Genomic DNA, 19,600 nt, shown 5'->3' with positions numbered 1-19,600 from the left:
CCAATGGCCTTTTATCATGATTATGCCCGCGGGAATGCCTGTTCGTATTTGCGTGTCAGCTGTTCCATGGAAACATGGGTATAACGCTGTGTAGTCGCAAGAGAAGAATGGCCCAGCATTTCCTGGACTTCACGCAGGTCAGCCCCGCCGTCGAGAAGATGTGTTGCAGCTGAATGGCGCAGGGCATGCGGGCTGATATCAGGGACACCGGCCTGATGCGCAAGCTTATGGACTATATCCCTTACCTGACGCTGATTGATCCTCCCGCCCCGTTCGCCGAGGAATACAGCTTCACCGGCATCCTGGACAGAACTCTTGCCGTCGGCTTTATGCCTGTCCCCGGATCCGGCAGATCGTGCGTTCCCTGCCTGACGGCGTGCTGCAAGCAGCCTGCGCCCTTCAGCGAGCCATCTGTCCAGGGCCCTGCAGGCAGGCACTCCGAAAGGAACCACCCGCTGCTTGTTCCCCTTGCCTGTGACGCGGAGGGTACGGGAAGAGAAATCAATATCAGTCAGATCAAGGCCTGCAAGTTCTGCGACCCGGATCCCTGTGGCATACAGGAGTTCGATAATGGCATCATTGCGAAGGAAAAGCGCCTCGGCTTTCGGATCATCAGCTCTGCTCGGACTTTCCCCCTCCCTGCTGCGGCCGCTGCCGGCCGCCTGCGCCTGGCTGTTCCCTGCGCGGCCTGCAGACGGTTCCTCCCCCGATACTTTCATAAGCTCATCAGCCTGTTTCTTCGTCAATACTGCGGGAAGCGTTTTCGGAAGTTTAGGAGTCCCCAGGTCCTGTGCAGGGTTTGACTGCAGCAGCCCATGGGTATAAAGGTACTCAAAAAACCCGCGTACAGAAACTATTTTGCGCGCCAGGGATGATCTGGCAACATTCCTTGATTCATATGCCATCCACATACGCAGCCCATCGCTGCTGACAGCCTTTATATCCGTTATCCCATGGAGGAAAAGGAAATGGAGGCACTGTTCAGTATCCTTGCGGTACGATTTGATAGTATTAGCACTCAGCCCCCTGTTCCTGACCAGATAGTCTGTATATTTGCCCAGTATCGGCTCATACCACATACCAGTCCCCCTGCCTGCGGTCCGCGCATCATATCCTTTGTGCTGATTTTACCGCGGCCTGTAAATGCTCTGACTCCCATAGCATATTAATTTGCAAATGCTCCCAATTGCGGTACCTGCGTTGATCCCGGACAGATACGCTGAGCGCTTCGGATAAAACAACTGGCAGTGCGGTGCAGATATCAACGGGCGGAAGCGTGTACGGCTCTAAACTGATATAAGCGAGTCCAGCTTATCGATTATTGAATTCCGCATGGCGGCACTATACAATAAGGATATGCTTCCTTCCCATATACCTTCCGGCTCCAGGATCGTTGTACGCATTGCTGACGGTATCGATGAACGCAGCGGCCGCCGGCAATACAGGGATTTCATCGGGCATGCCGTCAGCTGGGACGGAACTGAGCTGAACCTGCATCGCGATGCTTCAGCGAATGGGAGCAGGCCTGCTGAAGATATCGTTATACCGGCGCGGATAATAGTGCGTATGAAGCCTGTACCTGAGAGGCAGCATCTGTCAGCGGCTGCCCCGGGAAGGCCCTGATCCCTGTATCCCCCGGCGAACAGCCCGGGATACCCCGACAGTAAACCAGCGTGCGGGGAAAAACGCAAGGATAACCTGTACAATAATGATCCCGTACAGCCACCATTGCCACACGTGCTGGGACGCATATGTAACAAACGCAGGGCTGGCTACGGCAACCAGTGCAGAAGATGTTTTCTCCAGGATCGCAAGCCCCCATGCTGTACCGCAGGCGAATATGAAATGGAGGATAAGCCCGGCATACCCCGAGCGCGCACGCGCTGACCATGCCGAAGCTGTAACTATAAGAAGGGACAGCACAGCACCATAAGGGATATTGTTTGCGGCACCCATGCGGTGCGATACCGTGCCGATACATGCAACGGCAGCACCGGTAACGCATGCTGCGAGAAGCCGCAGCCATGCCGGCCACTGATAGGTCATCGGAAGGTCATGGCCGGCAGCAGTAACAGTACCATCCGGCAAAACAGCATACCGTCCCTGCTCTGAGGGCTTGCCCTCAGGCTCTGGCATTACAGGTCCTGTAAGACGTTCCATCTGGTATTCCAATACTTCCCGATGCCGGCTCTTTTACTGCCGGCCTGTCAGTTATTCTATTTTATCAGTTGCTGCTGTTTTTAGACTGGCGGCGCTTCTGCGCATTCCACTTATACCACTGCTCGCGGTCAAGGATAATTTTGCGCACACGGACAGATTCAGGGGTCACTTCAACGCATTCGTCTTCATTCGCAAAATCCAGAGATTCTTCAAGGCTCATCTGGATCGGAGGGGTCAAAGTCTCCAGGACATCTGCCGTTGCAGAACGCATATTCGTCATGTGCTTTTCCAGGGTAACATTGATATCCATATCACCGGGCTTGCTGCACACTCCTACTACCTGTCCCTCATACACGGGGCTCTGCGGTTCAACGAAGAAATTGCCGCGTGCCTGCAGGCGCTGCATTGCATAAGGGCTTGCCTTGCCCTGCCTGTCTGAGACCATAGAGCCGTTCTGGCGGATACTGATCTCGCCTGCCCATGGCTGGTATCCCGCTGAGATTGAAGAAGCGATACCGGTCCCGCGCGTATTGGACAGCAGCTGCGTACGGAACCCGATAAGCCCGCGTGACGGGACTGTGAACTGCATGCGCACCCATCCGGAGCCATGGTTCGACATAGCTTCCATACGCCCTTTGCGTGACGCCATAAGCTGCGTTACAGCCCCCATATACTCTTCAGGCACATCAATAGTCGTATTCTCGAACGGCTCATTGACTTTGCCGTCAACCGTTTTCGTGACGACCTGCGGACGCCCGACAGTAAGTTCATACCCTTCACGGCGCATCTCTTCAGCAAGTACTGCAAGCGCCAGTTCACCGCGTCCGCGCACTTCCCACGCATCCGGGCGGTCTGTAGGGCATACCTGGATGGATACGTTTCCGATAAGCTCGCGGTCAAGCCGGTCTTTGATCATACGCGCTGTCAGTTTATGGTCTTTGCCCTCAGTCCCGGCAAGAGGCGAATTATTCGTCCCAAATGTCATGGAGATAGCAGGCTCATCTACGTGGATAAGGGGCATTGGCTGAGGGTTTTCCGGATCGACTATAGTTTCGCCGATCATGATATCTGTTACGCCCGCGACAGCAACGATATCCCCCGGCCCTGCTTCTTCGGCAGGCTCGCGGTCAAGCCCGTTCGTGCGCAGGATTTCGGTTAAACGGAAGTTCTCTACAGAACCGTCAACACGGGAAAGCCCATAGCTCCTGCCTTTTTCAAGAGTCCCATTGTATATGCGTACCAGCCCAAGGCGTCCCAGGTAATCTGATGAATCTATATTGGTCACATGTGCCTGTAAAGGCGCGCCTTCGGTATATTCAGGCGCAGGTATATTTTCAATAACCGACTCGAATAACGGTTCCAGGCTGTCACCGGCAGGGATGCTGCCGTCTGCAGGCTGTTCGCCGGACGCAATGCCCGCCTTAGCCGCACAGTACAGGACAGGCAGATCAAGCAGGGAATCGATATCAAGGTCTACGCCTTCTTCTACAACGTCCTGGGCGAGGCCAAGCAGGAGGTCCGTAGTCTCGCTGACAACTTCGGATATCCTCGAGTCGGGCCTGTCGGTCTTATTGATGACCAGGATCACGGGGAGCTTAGCTTCCAGCGCCTTGCGGAGGACGAAGCGGGTCTGGGGCAGGGGGCCTTCAGAAGCATCTACAAGCAGGAGGACGCCATCTACCATGGAGATGCCGCGTTCCACTTCCCCGCCGAAATCCGCATGCCCTGGAGTATCAACAACGTTGATAGTGATGCCGCCAGGCTGCCCCACTTTTGCCGCCAGGGGCCCTGTGTATCTGATGGCCGTGTTCTTGGCCAAAATGGTGATCCCCTTTTCACGCTCAATATCACCGGAATCCATAACCCGGTCGGGGACTTCCTCCCGTTCTGAAAAAACGTGCGCCTGCTGAAGCATGGCATTAACGAGAGTCGTTTTGCCATGGTCAACGTGGGCAACGATTGCAACATTACGGATATCAGAACGAGTTACCATATTTCCCTTACCTGCTACTTACCTGTTTATTCCTATATCGTGCTTACAGTTATCTGGTGTATTCTGTATGGCATGCGCCAAGCTCAAAACCAAAGAAAAGGATACAGTCGGCACCTGACAGGCAGGGGCTTCCCTCCTAAACTGAACTGCCCCTCTCCTGTTCGGCTGCACTTACTGATTCGCTGACCGTCTGCGGAAGGAAAGGTGCCAGTGAAGGCAGTTCGGAAAGGGACCGGATACCCATTTTATCAAGGAAAAGCCCCGATGTAACGAGCAGGGCTGCATGTGATTCCCCATCTTCCCCGTGTTCCCGGATAAGCCCGCGCACGGTAAGGGAACGGATCACCCCGTCGGAGCTGACCCCGCGTATTGCTGTTATCTGAGCCCTTGTTATGGGCTGTTTATAAGCAACTATAGCAAGCGTTTCCAGCGCAGCCTGCGACAGCCGTGCCGTCTGCCCGTCTGTGACGAAAGCTGAAACTGCATTCTCAAACTCCGGTCGGTTCGCCAGCTGCCATCCCCGGGACGTCATATGCAGCTCGAATCCCCTGCCTTCGTCATCGTAGCTCTGCGCGAGGCCGCGCAGTATCTCGTCAGCACGCGCCTCAGAAATGTCAAGGGCGCGCGCCATCTGCTCAGAACTGACCGGGTTATCTGCAACCATCAGTATGGCCTCCATACAGGGCCTAAGGGAACCTGGTGCAGCGCCTGCCGCAGGCATATCTGCATCGCTCATGCAAAGTCCTCCTCGCTCATGGCAACAGCATTCACATTTGTTTCCGTATCGTTATCGGCGATCCATCGCACGTGCAGGCTCTCAAATGGACCTGACTGCCTGAACTGCAGTACCCCCTGCTTGAAGAAGGCGAGAAGGGCCAGGAACCGCGCAACTATTTCTATTGTTTCCTGTGCATCGGCGATAAGCTCATCAAAAGTCACATCTGTTTTATCCCCTGCAGAACGCAGTCTGTCGCGGACTATGGCAGCCTGGGCCCTTAAGGAGACCATCGGCACATGCAGCTGGTCAACGCGCACTTCTTTGAGCGGGGCATTGGCAATCGCCTCAGCAGCAATCTGCGCCAGCGCCTGGGGCGTCACAGACCATGCAAGCTGCGGAAGCATTGCGGCGATCGTACTGTCCACATATCCAGGATGCATAAAACGCCCTGAATTTGCTGCGATAGAGACACGGAAATCTTCACCGGCCTGCTTAAAAGCCCTGTACTGGAGAAGCCTGGCAAACAGCAGATCCCTTTCACGCAGGGCTTCCATGCTCTGGTCAAACGGGCCGCTATCACTGCTTCTCGGCAGAAGGCTTGCGCTTTTGGCCTCCACAAGGATCGAAGCTATATCAATGAATGAGCTTACCTGGTCAGCATCTGAGGCCATATCAAGTTTGGAAACGTAGGAAAGGAAATCCTCCGTTATCAATGCAAGCGATATTTCTGACAGCTCCAGCTTTTTCTGTGCAAGCAGGCTCAGCAGCGCATCGAACGGCCCCTGATAGGCATCAAGGCTTACAGTAAATCCGGAAGATATCCCAGTTTCTTCTAAGGCCACGGTCCTCCAACGCTAAAATAATCATGCCTGCCCGGCAGTTTCAACAGCTCATATCCGCCCAGAGGTTATCTCAAAATATGAGACGGATCCCGGAAGATACGTATATTTCCAAACAGTTATGCAAATGCAGGTTATGCAACGATCCCCTCAGCAATTATCTCACGGGCAACTTCACGGTACTCTTTCGCTGTCCGATGCTCAGGGGCGAATATGGTAATAGGTGCAGCAGCTACAGTCGCATCAGGCAGTTTGATTGACCGCGACACAACGGAATGGAAAACTTTTTCCTGGAATGCTTCATAGATACGCTGTACGACTTCCTGCGAATGGATAGTATTGGTATACATCGTTATGAGCACACCATAGATCTCCAGGTCGGGATTGATCCTGCTGCGTACTTTCTCTATAGACTGCATCAGCAGGGCTACCCCGCGCAGTGCAAAGAACTCAGCAGCCACGGGGATAATAACACCATCTGCTGCCGTCAGGGCATTGACTGTAAGCAGCCCCAGCGACGGCTGGCAGTCAATGATGATCGCGTCGTATTCATTCTTCAGTTTCCGCAAAGTCCCCGCCAGCACCTGTTCGCGTCCGACTTCGGTCACCAGCTGCACCTCGGCAGCAGACAGGTCAATATTGGCAGGGATAATATCGAGGTTGGGGAAACGGGTACTGACTACTACGTCATGGACATCCATATCCGGATCAAACAGTGCCGTATATATTGTATTTTCAATCTGGTTCGCGTTGATCCCCAACGCGACCGTTGCTGCCCCCTGAGGGTCAAAATCTACAATAAGGACTTTGCGCCCATACTGGCTAAGCGCGCCGGCAATATTAACAGAGCTGGTCGTTTTGCCTACTCCGCCTTTCTGATTGCACATAGCCACGACCCTTGCAGGCCCGTGCTGTTTCAAGCTGTCAGGCGCGGGAAAAGTGTTGTAGTCGCGTCCAAGCATATCTATAGGCATACTGTAACTGTACCAATAACTCTTGTCTTTTGTTTTCACTGTCTGTTCACATAGTTTTCTGAGCTGTATACATGGATACTGTCAGTCCAGCAGTGGCTAAGGCTGCTGCCGTTTTCCGACACGCTTGCCTTATTCTATCAATTATTTATTAATTTTATACATTGAATTACTGATATTTAGCGGTTTATACATCATCATAGCATAAGATATTCATTATCATTGTATATTTTCACCGTTTTAAGACTCACGGTCATTGTATTATGAACATACTTTAAAAACTCAGATAGGTTAAAAGGCCCTGTGACGCTTTTTTTCAGGTATTCTGACCGGCGGACGGCCGGCGGAACACTACTGCGGGGTCTTTGAAATTGAGGAATGGAATATGTTCAAGTTTATTGTGAAAAGGCTGGGCAGATACATCGTCATGCTTTTTGTAGCTGTATCCATGACCTTTTTCCTTGCAAGCTGGTTTATGCACCCGCGGTCCAATTATGAAAGCCGTACACCGCGCCCTCCCCAGCAATCCATTGAAACCTCCCTCAACAATGCAAACCTTAACGACAAGACCAATATCTTTGTACGGTACTGGCGCTGGCTGACAGGTGTCATTACCCGCTGGGACTGGGGGCAGAGCCCAAGCGGGCAGCGGATCAACAGCATTATGGCCCCCCGTATCCTTGCTTCCGTCGAGCTGGTCACCCTCGCAACAGTGCTCAGTATTATTATCGGTATTGCAATAGGCGTCTATACTGCAATGCGGCAGTATAAATGGCAGGACACAGTATTTACCGGCCTTGCATCTGTGCTGATGTGCATCCCCGTCCCTGTCCTTGCGCTGCTCCTTATCTTTTTCTTCATCAATATCAATACGTGGGCTGGCCATACCCTTTTTTACGTGACCGGGCTGTCCTCCTACACAGGCAACAACCCGTTCGAATGGTTCATAGACTTCTGCCAGCATATCTTTATCCCGACGCTGGTGCTCACAATCGTCGGTTCTGTGGGATACCACGTCTCCCAACGTACCTATCTCCTTGATGAGATCAGGGCCGATTACGTGCGTACTGCACGTATGAAGGGCCTAACACGCAAGCAGGCTATCCGCAAGCATGCACTGAGGGCTTCATTCATCCCCACGGCAATGGGTATCGCATACTCTATTGCAGGCGTGTTTACAGGGGCTACACTTACTGAAACGATGTTCGGCATAGAAGGTATGGGCAAATATTTTATCAATGCGCTGAATAACAACGATATCTACGGCTCGGTAGCATATATGGCTTTTGCCGGTGTAACCACACTGGCCGGGGCACTCCTTGCGGATATCGTGGCTGCGCTTCTCGACCCCCGGATACAGATGAGCTAGGCGACAGGAGGAATTATGGCAGATACTATAAAAGATGGGAACGAACCCATGGCTGAGAATACCCAGCCTTCCGGCCAGGAAGCACAGGCTTCTCTGGATGAAGTAGCCGACAACCGGCAGGTAGTCAATGCCCTCGAAGAGATCAAGGCTGAGCAGGCCATTGAAGCAGAAAACGGCGGCAGTACAGTCAAACACATTGGATACTGGCGACTTATTGCCCGCCGGTTCTTCCGGCAGCCCCGGGCTATTATTGGTGTTACAGTTTTCGTGCTTCTTATCCTCCTCGCCCTTTTTGGAAACAAAATCGCCAGATATGCCTATGATGATCCTGACTTTGCAGCATTAGCTTCGCCTCCGAGCGCTGACCACTGGCTCGGTACCGATTCCACGGGTGTCGACATGTTTGCTGCGCTGTGCCATGGCCTGGGACGGTCACTGACTATCGGTGTGCTGTCTGCCCTTGCCACCACTGTTATTGCTGCTATTTTTGGCTGTGCTATCGCATATTTCCAAGGTGCCTTTGAAAAAATCGGCATGTGGATACTGGATACGCTTATGGTCATCCCAAGCTTCCTCCTGATCGCCCTTATCGTCCGCGCTGCAAATGCGTCTGCAGGCTGGCTGTGGCTTGTTGTCGGCATGTCGGCTTTTGGCTGGATCGGGCTCGCCCGTACTATACGGACCGTTGCCCTGTCCCTCCGCGAACGCGACTACGTCAAGGCGGCGAAGTATATGGGGGTCAATTCCTTCACGGTTATTATCCGGCATCTTATCCCTAACCTTGCCTCTATCATTATCCTCAATTTTATCCTGGGGATCATCAGCTCCATCGGGTCTGAAACAGGCTTAAGCTTCCTTGGCCTGGGTATCAAGCTGCCTGATACGTCGCTGGGTACCCTTCTTTCAGGCGGACAGGCGACTATCCAGACATCCCCATGGATCGTCGGTTTCCCATCGTTAACACTGATAGTATTGTGCGTTACCCTGATGATGATCTCGGATGCCCTGCGCGATGCGGTAGACCCCCGCTCTGGTGCTTCCGGACAGGTATCGGTCTGAAATTGAAATAAAGTAATTAAGGCTTAGGAGTGAATACCAATGACACATGCAACTGAGATAAATCCGGATCCCTCAGGAATCGATGCGGAGACTGACAATGAAGGGTTCCGCAAAACGGATGAGATCGAAATAGTCCGCGATGATACCCTCGAATACGAGTACCGCGAGGCTGAAGGCCCTAAAGGTGCGCCCCAGGGTGACCCTGTTATGCAGATACGCGATCTCAATGTATCCTTTGCTTCCGAAGCTGGGGCTGTAAGGGCCGTACGGGGACTTAATTTTGACTTATGGCGCGGACGCACGCTTGGCATCGTAGGTGAATCCGGTTCAGGAAAGTCTGTCACAGCCCTTTCCCTTATAGGCCTTCTGGATGAAAATGCCAGCATCAGCGGATCCATAACGCTTGACGGGGAAGAGCTGGTCGGCAGGACTGACCAGGAGATGTCGGAGATCCGCGGCGAACGTATTTCCATGATATTCCAGGATCCCCTGAGCGCACTGAGCCCTATGTTTTCTATTGGCGACCAGCTTGCAGAAGCTTTGCTCATCCATCATCCTGACATGCCGAAGGAAGCCGTGCATGACCGCTGTATAGAACTCCTCGGGCTTGTCGGCATTGATGACCAGGAGAAACGCATGCTGTCGTTCCCGCATGAATTTTCAGGGGGTATGCGCCAGCGCGTTATGATTGCTATCGCTATTGCCAATAACCCCGATGTGATCATTGCCGATGAACCTACTACAGCCCTTGATGTGACCATCCAGGCGCAGGTGCTGGACCTGCTTGCTGTTGCGCAGCGTGAAACCAATGCAGCAGTTGTCCTTATAACCCATGATCTTGGTGTTGTTGCCGGCACTGCAGATGATATCCTCGTTATGTATGCAGGCAAGGCTGTTGAACGTGCAAGCGTTGACAAGATTTTCGCCAACCCTACGATGCCATACACCATGGGCCTTCTGGGCGCGGTCCCCAAACCGCATATGCCGGCCAGCCAGCGTCTTGTACCTATTAACGGGAACCCTCCTTCACTTGTAGCCATACCTGCGGGATGCCCCTTCTCCCCCCGCTGCCCGCTGGCAACAGAAGAGTGCCATCAGACCGAGCCTGAACTCAGGCTTGCCGAGGAGGGTACCGGACACCTCGTTTCATGCCACAAGATCGAAAAGATCCATAATGAGCATCTTACATATAAAGAGGTGTTCCCCGCGCCCGAAGACCTTCCGGCGAAATGGGCAGATGTCCCGCGCAGCGAACGCCCTGTAGTCCTGTCTGTCAAAGACCTTACCAAGACGTTCCCCATTACCAGCGGAGGGTCTTTCGGACGGGTCATCGGCAAACTCGCCGCAGTTGACCACTCCACTTTTGACATTCATGAGGGTGAGACCCTTGCGCTTGTCGGCGAATCAGGATCGGGAAAATCTACCACACTTACCCAGATCGTAGAGCTGAAGAAGCCTGAAGAGGGCTCTATAACTATTATGGGCAAGGATATTTCTACCCTTAAGCGCAAAGAACGCAAAGACCTTCGTAAAGAGGTGCAGGTAATTTTCCAGGATCCGCTGAGTTCGCTTGACTCACGTATGACTGTATACGATGTCCTTGCAGAACCGCTTAACGCGCAGCACTGGAATAAGAAGGATATTAACAGCCGTATCGGCGAGCTGATGACTATGGTAGGGATCAACCCTGACTATGTGGACCGGTTCCCTACCCAGTTCTCTGGCGGGCAGCGCCAGCGCATCGCTATTGCCCGTGCCCTGGCAACAAACCCAAAGCTGCTGCTGCTTGATGAACCGATCGCCTCGCTTGATGTATCCATCCAGGCAGGTGTTATCAACCTTCTTGAGGATCTGCAGGCACAGCTGAAGATCGCTTACCTTTTCGTTGCCCATGACCTGGCAGTCATCCGCCACATCTCGGACAGGGTTGCTGTTATGTACCATGGTGTGATCGTTGAACAGGGCGAAACAGAGGATGTATTCAGCAACCCTCAGCATCCGTATACCAAAGCCCTCCTGTCGGCCATCCCTATCCCGGACCCTGTTATTGAACGCAGCCGCGAACGGTATGTTTTCGAGGACGGCAACCTCCGTAAAGTTGAATCTTTCAGCAGTACTCTGGGGCTGGCACAAAAGCATACGGAGGCGTAGTCCCCACAGCAGGGCAGGCTCGATTCATCAAATATCTGCAGAAGCTGGCGCATTCCCTGCCCGGGGATGCGCCAGCGCTGCCTTATAAATACTTGTTATACATTTATCCGTCATATCGTTATAAATTTAACTGATTGACTCGTGCGGGCGGGGAACGGAGAACCTAAGGATATCAACGATCTTATAATCGATCCTTATAATTTTCATGCCGAATAATTATATTTTTTAATATATCCTGCATTCCATGTTGTTGTATTGCTTATGTATACTTAAGAGGTCAAGTCTCATGCAGCAATTGCAGTTCCATCTGTTTTTGCACCATGTTTCAGACGTAATATCATTTTCTAGAAGGAATGAATTATATGAAGAAAAATTTAATAATCTCACGGATAGGTGCTGTTGCTACTTCTGTAGTTATGATTGCTGCTCTGGCTGCATGCGGGAACAGCAATTCAGGTACCGGTTCGTATACAACTCAGCCTGCTGACGGAACTCCAAGCACTTACACAGGCAAGCTCCCTATGCCTGATGCCAATGGTATTTACAACAACCCGCAGCCCCGTGAAAAACTGAAGGACGGCGGTTCAGCAACTTTCTCCCTTTCCTCGGCGGGACCGGACTGGAACTATTTCGGCGTCAACGGCAATACGACATATATAGATACCCTGTGGAGCTACTACATGCCTAAGCTGTGGATATCGAATGCCGATGGTTCAAAGCTGACGCCAAACCCGAACTATATCACTTCATACGATGAAAAGACCGTAGACGGCAAGCAGACCATCACCGTAACGTTCAGCCCTAAAGCAAAATGGAATGATGGCACAGATATCGACTGGACTGCAGTAGAGGCTGCATGGAAAGTACGCACTGAGAACGGCTATACTCCATCAAGCACAGAGGGATGGGATCGGGTCGAAAGCGTCAAGCAGGGCACCTCGGCAAAACAGGCTGTGATCACGATGGCTAAGCCATATTATCCGGCTAATACTTTTGTTGACATCTACCACCCGAAGGCTGCAAATGTGGATACTTTCACCAAGGGCTGGATCGATAACCCCCATAACGAGTGGGGTGCAGGGCCTTATGTTGTCGATTCGCGTTCTGATTCCCAGGTAGTTTTCAAGCCCAATCCAAAGTGGTGGGGCAACAAACCTAAACTGACAACAGTAACTTACAAGATACTGGAAAACCAGGCTGAAATCAATGCATTCAAAAACGGCGAGATCGATGCCGCCAGTGTAGGGTCTAAGGATAAGCTTGCTACAGTCCACACTATCAAAGATGCACAGATCCGCAGAGGTTTTGGAGCTTCTACAGCTACATACCAGATGAATACCACAAAAGACAGCCTTAAGGATATCGCTGTACGCAAGGCATTCAACCAGGCACTGGACCGCAGCCAGCTTGTGAAGATCGTTTATGCAGGACTTGACTGGACTGAAAACACTCCGGGGTCCCTGCTTGTAGCCCCCTACCGAAAGGGCTACGAAAACAATATGCCTAAAGATTCCGGTTTCAGCACCGCAAACGCTAAGAAAACACTTGAAGGTGCCGGATACACAATGGGATCCAACGGGTATTATCAGAAGAACGGTAAAGACCTGTCCATTACGTATACCGATTTCTCTGATTCTGCGACAACAAAAGCAGTTGCCCTAGCTGTTCAGAAGATGATGAAGAACGCGGGTATCAAGCTGAATATTGATATCAAAGGCTCTTCAGAGTTTTCCACTGTCCTCAACAGCGGCAACTGGGAAATCATAGCCATGAGATGGCAGTCGGAAAGCCCTTACGGGTACGTGGGAGGCAAGCAGATTTACGGGAGCCAGTCGGAAAGCAATGTTTCCCATGCCGGTAATGCTTCTATCGACTCAGCTTTTGAAGAGGTGCCTACTATTAGCGATCCAAGCAAACAGCTCAGTGCTTTCAATAAAGCTGAGAAAAAGGCTCTTGCACTGTACGGGCAGCTCCCCATATGGAGCGGCCCGACCATGGGTGTGTATAAGAAAGGGCTTGCTAACGTAGGCCCTGCACGTTACCTGACAGTCCTCCGTGAAGATGTGGGCTGGATGAAGTAATTTCCCATAAGTTAAAGGACAGTTTTTTGCTATAAGACTGTTCCGGCTTTAAGGTGGGCAGCAATCTATGCTGCCCGCCTTTTTATTTCTTCTTCTGTCAAGTTTCGGTCCCGGGAATTTCCCACTGGCTGACGGGATCAGAGTATCAATCTCAACCCGTTTCGGCATACTGCTTTATACATTGTCTCAAAATATGGAATTATATTTCGTGCAAATACTATAACTCTTTATAAGTACAATTTATAACATCATTAAAATTATTCATTGATCAGCTATTGTCATCCATATCATCTCTTCAGAAACCGCTTTCCCCTTATTTTCCAATCTATTAAAGCAATGTACGGTTTGCTCTGTCCCGCCCAGGTCACACAGATCATATGCGAAAGTCTCAGAAATAATATCGATTTATATACAAAATAGATTAATATTTATCTGATTTTTATACAAGGAAATAACCGAAATCTATATTTTGATATTTACAAATTCGTTCTTATATATAGAATACCAACTACTGCGACGTTGACTAAAGGATAACGATACGCTTATCCGTAGTAATACGTATGCATAAATGTTATACAAAATGGAAGGAACGGGCAATGAGGAAAACATCTGTACTCGTCAAATGCGGTGCTGTCGCAGCATCAGCAGCAGCCATACTTGCTCTGGCTGCGTGCGGGAATTCAGGCGGCACTAATTCCGGGCAATACAAGACCCAGCCTGCATCAGGTATACCGGTCACCTATTCCGGTAAGCTCCCAATGCCGGATAAGACAGGCATCTATAATAATCCCAAATCCCGCGACCAGCTTAAAGATAATGGGACAGTCACCTACTCCACTGTTGAGCTTGGTCCGGACTGGAACAATCTGAGCGTTAACGGGAATACCTCATATATGCAGACTATGTGGAGCTACTACATGCCTAAGCTGTGGATATACAATGCGGATGGCTCAAAAGTAACCCCGAACAAGAATTACCTTACCGATTACAACGTGGCAACAGTCAACGGAAAACAGACCATCACGCTGAACTTCAACCCTAAGGCAAAGTGGAACGACGGCACTGATATCGACTGGACTGCCGTCCAGGCATATTACACCGTCCAGAGCGGGCAGAATTCGGATTATACGCCCGCGTCTACAACAGGCTGGGAACAGGTGGAAAGCGTCAGACAGGGCACCTCGGCAAAGCAGGTCGTAATCACCATGAAGACCCCCTACTATCCCGCCTATTCATTCATTGATATCCTCCACCCGAAGGCTGCAAATGTAGCTACGTATACAAACGGCTGGGTAAACAACCCTCATGACACCGATTTCGGCGCCGGCCCCTACATTATTAAATCCAGAAGTGATTCGCAGATAACTTTCACTCCAAACCCGAAGTGGTGGGGAGACAAACCGAAGATGACGACGGTCACCTACAAAGTGCTCTCCGACCAGGCTGAGATCAATGCCTTCAAGAATGGGGAAATCAACGCGGCAGGGCTGAGTTCTGCAGATGATATCCGTACTGTGAAAAGTGTTGCAGGTGCGACAATCCGCCGCGGCTGGGCTTCCCGGGTGCGCGTTTTTGAAATCAATACGAAGAACGCTACCCTGAAGGATATAGCAGTGCGCAAAGCATTCGTCCAGAGCATCAACCGCAAGGAGCTTGCGAAGATTGCATTCTCCGGTGTGGACTGGGATGAGACTGTCCCCGGGTCAGAGCTTGTGTATCAGAACCAGGCGGGCTACGAGGACAATATGCCGAAGGAATCTGCATTCAATGTGAAGAACGCTAAGGCAACACTCGAAAAGGCCGGCTATAAGCTGGGATCCGACGGCTATTATGCTAAGGATGGAAAGGCTCTTGCATTCAGCTACACTACTTTTGGCGATGATCCTAAAACAAAGGCCCTTGGCCTTGCTGTCCAGAAAATGGCAAAGGCATCGGGGCTAAAAGTGTCCATTGACAACAAGCCTTCTTCCGACTTCTCCAAGACTATTACCAGCGGAAGCTGGGATATCGTGGGAATGGGCTGGTCAAGCACAACCCCCGATGGCTTCAACAGCGGATACCAGCTTTTCGGGTCTGATTCTGAGTCCAATTACTCCTTCGTAGGCGAGAAGTCAGTCGATGAAGAACTCAAGAAGACTACATCACTTGATAAAGTCTCCGACCAGATCAAGCAGGCCAACAAGGCCGAAAAGAAAGCGCTGGCGCTCTATGGGCAGTTCCCGTATGCTAATGGCCCTGTTATGGGTGTCTACAGCAAGGGCCTGGCTAATTACGGCCCTGCCGGATACCAGACCACCCTCGTAGAGAACATAGGTTGGGAGAAGTAAAACAGGAAGTACAGCTTCAGGAAGGGTACAGATAGCCTGGACAGGGGTAATAAGCTTAATGGCTTATTACCCCATTTTTTATGCGGATACAGCTGCAGTTAACGGAATCCAGGCTTATATGCAGCTGTGGGGATTGGCCATTATTCATACACTACCGTGCGCGGGGATGGGCGCTGATATAGCTTTCAATAAGGGCCTGGGGGGAAATATGCGTATACAGCTGGGTCGTCGTGACAGAAGCATGGCCCAGAAGCTCCTGCACAGTACGGACATCGGCCCCGCCCTGGATAAGATGTGTAGCACACGAATGCCTGAGCGTATGCGGGTGGACTTCTTTAGTAATATGGGCACGCTGTGCAGCAGACTGGACTATTTCCCACACAGACTGGCGTGACAGGCGTGCGCCCCGTTTATTGAGGAATAGTGCGCGCATCTCCTGTTTTTTCTTCGCTTTCGCCTGCAGCTGGGCTCTCGGGCCGTTAAGGTAACGCTGCAAAGCCCTGCAGGCAAATGACCCCACAGGGACTATACGTTGCTTGGAGCCTTTTCCCGTCAGCCTTGCATACCGTGATTCAAGGTCGAGGTCAGTGATATCGGCACCAACGGCCTCAGAAACACGGGCACCTGTAGCATAGAGGAATTCCAGGAGGGCCCTGTCACGCAGGACAACAGGATCCGTATCCCTGTCATTTCCCGTTTTCTCAAGCATACGTGCGACTTCATCAACAGTGAGGACGTCCGGCAGCAATGATGCTGCCTTGGGAGGCCTGATCCCCTGAGACACATCGGCCGGCACCTCACCTCTGGATACCAGGTACCGGTGATATTCATGGATGGAAGCCAGCCGGCGTGCTATTGAACGCTGGGATTCCCCCTCCTGCGAAAGCTGTGCGACAAACTGTTCAACATTCTTCTCCGATATTTTCTGCGGAGACAGTATCCCCTTCTCCCCCAGCCATACCGTGTAACGCCTGAGATCAGATTCATAAGCCTTGACGGTGGCCGCTGCAAGGCCACGCTCAATAGAGATATACCCAAGGAACAGTCCGACTGTATCCGCGAAACCTTCCGGAAAATCCATGTCTGTAGTGATGCCTGCAGTCATAATAGTTATATTGTATGCTGTACTGTGCCAAAACACGCAAAAACCGCACTGCAGGCGACAGGCTACCCCCCCCCCAGCAGCTAATCCTGCGGGGACAGAAACCGTCCTGCAATGCGGTTTTTAGCTTATACTGCCAACAGCAGCCTATAACTTATAAACTCTGCAATAAGCACTCAACAAGCCTGCCCTGGCTGTCCCACTGTGGTTAAGCAGCTGCCTTCCCCTGTGCTGACAGGAGCTTTGGCCTGCACGCCAGGAAAATGAAGTAGCATGCCGGGACTATAAGGACAAGCGCAGAACCAAGCTGCCCTCCTATAGCGTCAGAGACGCCGCCCATAATCGGAGGAAGGATCGCGCCGCCAATCAGGCCCATGATCATAAGCCCCGATATCTCGTTCTGGCGTTCCGGCATATGGAGCCCTGCGATCGAATACATTATCGCGAACATATTGGAATTGCCAAACCCGATCAGCGCAAGGGCTGCCCAGAGGATCCAGTCGCCTGCACCCGGGATAACCGTATATGCAATGAATGCCACTACAGAAAGCCCGACAATACTGGAGCAGATTATGATAGAGATCCTGTTGGACAGCTTTGTCAGAGCATACATCCCCGCGGCAAGGCCGATGGTACGGAAAACAAAATACAGGCTCGTTGTGTACGCTGCCTGGTTTGCTCCCATACCTGCATGCGCACCGATCAGGAACCGGGGGGCATAGGTGTTGACGCCGGCATCCATACCGCCATGGCACATGATACCAATGAAACATAGGAGGATGATCTTGTCTTTAAGAAGCCCCAGGACTTTCCCGAAAGACATATTCGGCGCATCAGTTTTTTTCTCCTCAACTTTATCCGCCAGCAATGAAAGATAAGCAATAACGGAGATTACCAGGAACAGGACATATGTCAGCCACCACATATGGAGGGCACTGCCGAGCCATGATGCAATCAGCGGTGCTGAGAAGGATGCGATCGCCTTGACGAACTGGCCTGATGTAAGCGTGCTGGAATATCTGTCTGGAGAAACCAGGTTTGCGATCAGCGGGTTGAGGGAAACCTGCATAATAGCGTTCCCGATCCCCAGAAGGATAAAGGAAATAACCATCAGTATCAGCTTGACCGCTGAAGAGACCTCCGGGATAGCATACGCGATAATGGGGAAAATACAGGCAGCAATAGTAACTGCAACGGAAAGAAGTACCGTAGCGCGCCGTCCATAACGGTTCATGCAATAGCTGCTGGGGATAGCAAAAATGAAGAACCAGAAGAACACCATAGTTGTGAACAGGCTCACCTGGCCTGCTGACAGCCCAAGGTCATCTTTCAGCTGGTTTGCGGCAGTCCCCACAAAATCCACGAACCCCATAGTAAAGAACGTGATAAAAATAGGGATAACTACTGCTGCAGTTGTTCTTTTCTGCGTTTCTGTCATAAGAAACCTTCCTCTAAAAAAGTATATTATTACTGTTTCTGGAACTCTTCGGCGCGATGGCTACTCAAGCCCCTGCTCAACGACGTAATCAGGTAACTCCTCCGGGTATTCTGGCCATGCGCCGGCCTTAGTGCAGACAAAAGCAGCCACATTAACAGCACGCTTATGCGCTTCATGAAGCGGGGTACCTTTGAGCATCTCAATACAGAACACTCCGGAGAAAGAATCCCCTGCACCAACGGTATCAGCGACTTCCACATGAGGGGTCGCAACTTTTGATTCCCTCCCGTCAGCCGCAAATACCTGGGAATATTCGCCTCCTGCAGTGAGGATAACGTAATCCAGGTCATATTCCTTGAGGAACCATTTCGCAACTTCCTCAACCGTCCCGGGGATGCTGAACATCGTCTGCAGCTGTGATATCTCTTCGTCGTTGATCTTGAAAACCGTTGCAGATTCAAGCTGCTCTTCAATAAGTATCTTTGAATAGAAATCCCCGCGGAGATTAATGTCAAAATACTTCATCGTGCCTGGCCTCACACGGTCAAGAAGGCGCATAATAGTATCATGGGACTCCTGCCCGCGGCATGCCAGCGTGCCATAGCACACTGCATCAGCCTGCCTGATCAGATCGACCATATCCTTAGTGAAGGGGATATGGTCCCAGGCAACATCTTTAACGATGTCATACGTCGGGATCCCCTCGTTGAGATGGACTTCCACAGTACCTGTCGGGTATGCGTTACGCTTGATAACATGCTTGATCCCGGCCTTTTTGATCTCGCCTTCGAGCTCGTCGCCAAGGGAATCCTCACCAAGCGCACTTACAGCGTACCCATCAGCACCGTTTTTCATCGCATGGTAACAAAAATTAGTAGGGGCGCCGCCTGCCCGCTTGCCGCTGGGAAGCATATCCCACAAGAGCTCGCCCAAAGCTACAACAACGTGTTTATTATCTGACTGAACCGGATCACTCATCGGTTTCCTTTCTATTTTTGAAGGCGAACCGCCATTGAGGCATGCCGCCATTCAATGAGACTTTCATGCCACTAAGCCTGCCGGCTCTAGCATACTGTACTTCCCATGGTACTCCTGAATCAGCTCGGTTATGATAAATCTGCACAAATATTTGTGTAGGTTTTTATGAAAGGAACAGCTGGCTGGTCATCCCCCACCCTATTTTTAACCAATGATGTCCGTACTGTGTACACCCTCCGGTGGTAAAACACGCAGATACAAAAATGAAAACTGTAGGAAACCGGCAAAACATTTTTTGTATCTGCGTGTTTTACCACCAGGAACAAATACAAAAATAAAAGGGAACTATTTCACGGGGAATGGATGCTGCCGCATATGAAATGGGGGAACAGCATAAGTGCTGTTCCCCCATTG

The 19,600-nt window shown here is 51.3% G+C and carries 15 protein-coding genes; 6 read left to right on the top strand and 9 right to left on the bottom strand.

Annotated elements, in window-relative coordinates; genetic code table 11:
• Positions 1-20: 20 nt before the first annotated feature.
• Positions 21-1,079 (bottom strand): tyrosine recombinase XerC, encoded by a 1,059-nt coding sequence (locus HMPREF9156_RS0102150; RefSeq protein ID WP_007147162.1) that lies wholly within the window; start codon positions 1,077-1,079, stop codon positions 21-23.
• 253 nt (positions 1,080-1,332) lie between these two features.
• Between HMPREF9156_RS0102150 and HMPREF9156_RS0102145 the strand changes: the two genes are divergently transcribed.
• Positions 1,333-1,623 carry a DUF6725 family protein gene (locus HMPREF9156_RS0102145; protein ID WP_007147161.1) on the top strand — a complete coding sequence of 97 codons (291 nt, stop codon included), beginning with the start codon at positions 1,333-1,335 and terminating at the stop codon, positions 1,621-1,623.
• On the opposite strand, the gene HMPREF9156_RS0102140 is transcribed toward HMPREF9156_RS0102145, so the two are convergent.
• The 5 genes from HMPREF9156_RS0102140 to HMPREF9156_RS0102120 form a co-directional block, all read right to left on the bottom strand.
• Positions 1,597-2,136, bottom strand: coding sequence for a hypothetical protein (locus HMPREF9156_RS0102140; RefSeq protein ID WP_007147160.1), 540 nt, complete (start codon positions 2,134-2,136; stop codon positions 1,597-1,599). The genes HMPREF9156_RS0102145 and HMPREF9156_RS0102140 overlap by 27 nt on opposite strands.
• Before the next feature lie 88 nt (positions 2,137-2,224).
• Complete coding sequence (gene typA / locus HMPREF9156_RS0102135; RefSeq protein WP_007147159.1) at positions 2,225-4,153, bottom strand: translational GTPase TypA; 1,929 nt, start codon at positions 4,151-4,153, stop codon at positions 2,225-2,227.
• 136 nt (positions 4,154-4,289) lie between these two features.
• Entirely contained in the window at positions 4,290-4,889 is a 600-nt protein-coding gene (gene scpB / locus HMPREF9156_RS0102130) for an SMC-Scp complex subunit ScpB (RefSeq protein WP_007147158.1), read from the bottom strand.
• On the bottom strand, positions 4,886-5,713 hold the full coding sequence (locus tag HMPREF9156_RS0102125; RefSeq protein ID WP_007147157.1) for a segregation and condensation protein A: 828 nt from the start codon (positions 5,711-5,713) through the stop codon (positions 4,886-4,888). Before HMPREF9156_RS0102125 ends, scpB begins: the two co-directional genes overlap by 4 nt.
• Before the next feature lie 131 nt (positions 5,714-5,844).
• A complete protein-coding gene (locus HMPREF9156_RS0102120) occupies positions 5,845-6,684 on the bottom strand; it encodes a ParA family protein (RefSeq protein ID WP_007147156.1) in 840 nt (279 codons plus the stop codon).
• Between the two features lie 382 nt (positions 6,685-7,066).
• Between HMPREF9156_RS0102120 and HMPREF9156_RS0102115 the strand changes: the two genes are divergently transcribed.
• The 5 genes from HMPREF9156_RS0102115 to HMPREF9156_RS0102095 all read left to right on the top strand — a co-directional run bounded on the left by HMPREF9156_RS0102115 (position 7,067) and on the right by HMPREF9156_RS0102095 (position 15,668).
• Positions 7,067-8,050, top strand: coding sequence for an ABC transporter permease (locus tag HMPREF9156_RS0102115; protein WP_007147155.1), 984 nt, complete (start codon positions 7,067-7,069; stop codon positions 8,048-8,050).
• A 15-nt stretch (positions 8,051-8,065) separates the two neighbouring features.
• Positions 8,066-9,109, top strand: coding sequence for an ABC transporter permease (locus HMPREF9156_RS0102110; RefSeq protein ID WP_007147154.1), 1,044 nt, complete (start codon positions 8,066-8,068; stop codon positions 9,107-9,109).
• Positions 9,110-9,148: 39 nt separating this feature from the next.
• Positions 9,149-11,260 carry a dipeptide ABC transporter ATP-binding protein gene (locus tag HMPREF9156_RS0102105; RefSeq protein ID WP_007147153.1) on the top strand — a complete coding sequence of 704 codons (2,112 nt, stop codon included), beginning with the start codon at positions 9,149-9,151 and terminating at the stop codon, positions 11,258-11,260.
• A 362-nt stretch (positions 11,261-11,622) separates the two neighbouring features.
• Entirely contained in the window at positions 11,623-13,341 is a 1,719-nt protein-coding gene (locus HMPREF9156_RS0102100) for an ABC transporter family substrate-binding protein (protein ID WP_007147152.1), read from the top strand.
• 596 nt (positions 13,342-13,937) lie between these two features.
• A complete protein-coding gene (locus tag HMPREF9156_RS0102095) occupies positions 13,938-15,668 on the top strand; it encodes an ABC transporter family substrate-binding protein (protein WP_007147151.1) in 1,731 nt (576 codons plus the stop codon).
• A 151-nt stretch (positions 15,669-15,819) separates the two neighbouring features.
• Here the strand turns inward: HMPREF9156_RS0102095 and xerD are convergent, their stop codons facing one another.
• From xerD to HMPREF9156_RS0102080, 3 genes are all read right to left on the bottom strand, one after another.
• A complete protein-coding gene (xerD, locus tag HMPREF9156_RS0102090; RefSeq protein WP_007147150.1) occupies positions 15,820-16,773 on the bottom strand; it encodes a site-specific tyrosine recombinase XerD in 954 nt (317 codons plus the stop codon).
• Positions 16,774-16,978: 205 nt separating this feature from the next.
• Positions 16,979-18,208 carry an MFS transporter gene (locus tag HMPREF9156_RS0102085; RefSeq protein ID WP_007147149.1) on the bottom strand — a complete coding sequence of 410 codons (1,230 nt, stop codon included), beginning with the start codon at positions 18,206-18,208 and terminating at the stop codon, positions 16,979-16,981.
• A 60-nt stretch (positions 18,209-18,268) separates the two neighbouring features.
• The gene (locus tag HMPREF9156_RS0102080; RefSeq protein WP_007147148.1) at positions 18,269-19,186 is read right to left on the bottom strand and encodes a carbohydrate kinase family protein; all 918 of its coding nucleotides are present in this window, start codon (positions 19,184-19,186) and stop codon (positions 18,269-18,271) included.
• Positions 19,187-19,600 lie beyond the last annotated feature (414 nt).

The organism is Scardovia wiggsiae F0424 (assembly GCF_000269605.1).
GTDB lineage: Bacteria > Actinomycetota > Actinomycetes > Actinomycetales > Bifidobacteriaceae > Scardovia > Scardovia wiggsiae.
This window is presented reverse-complemented; position numbering and strand designations above follow the sequence as displayed.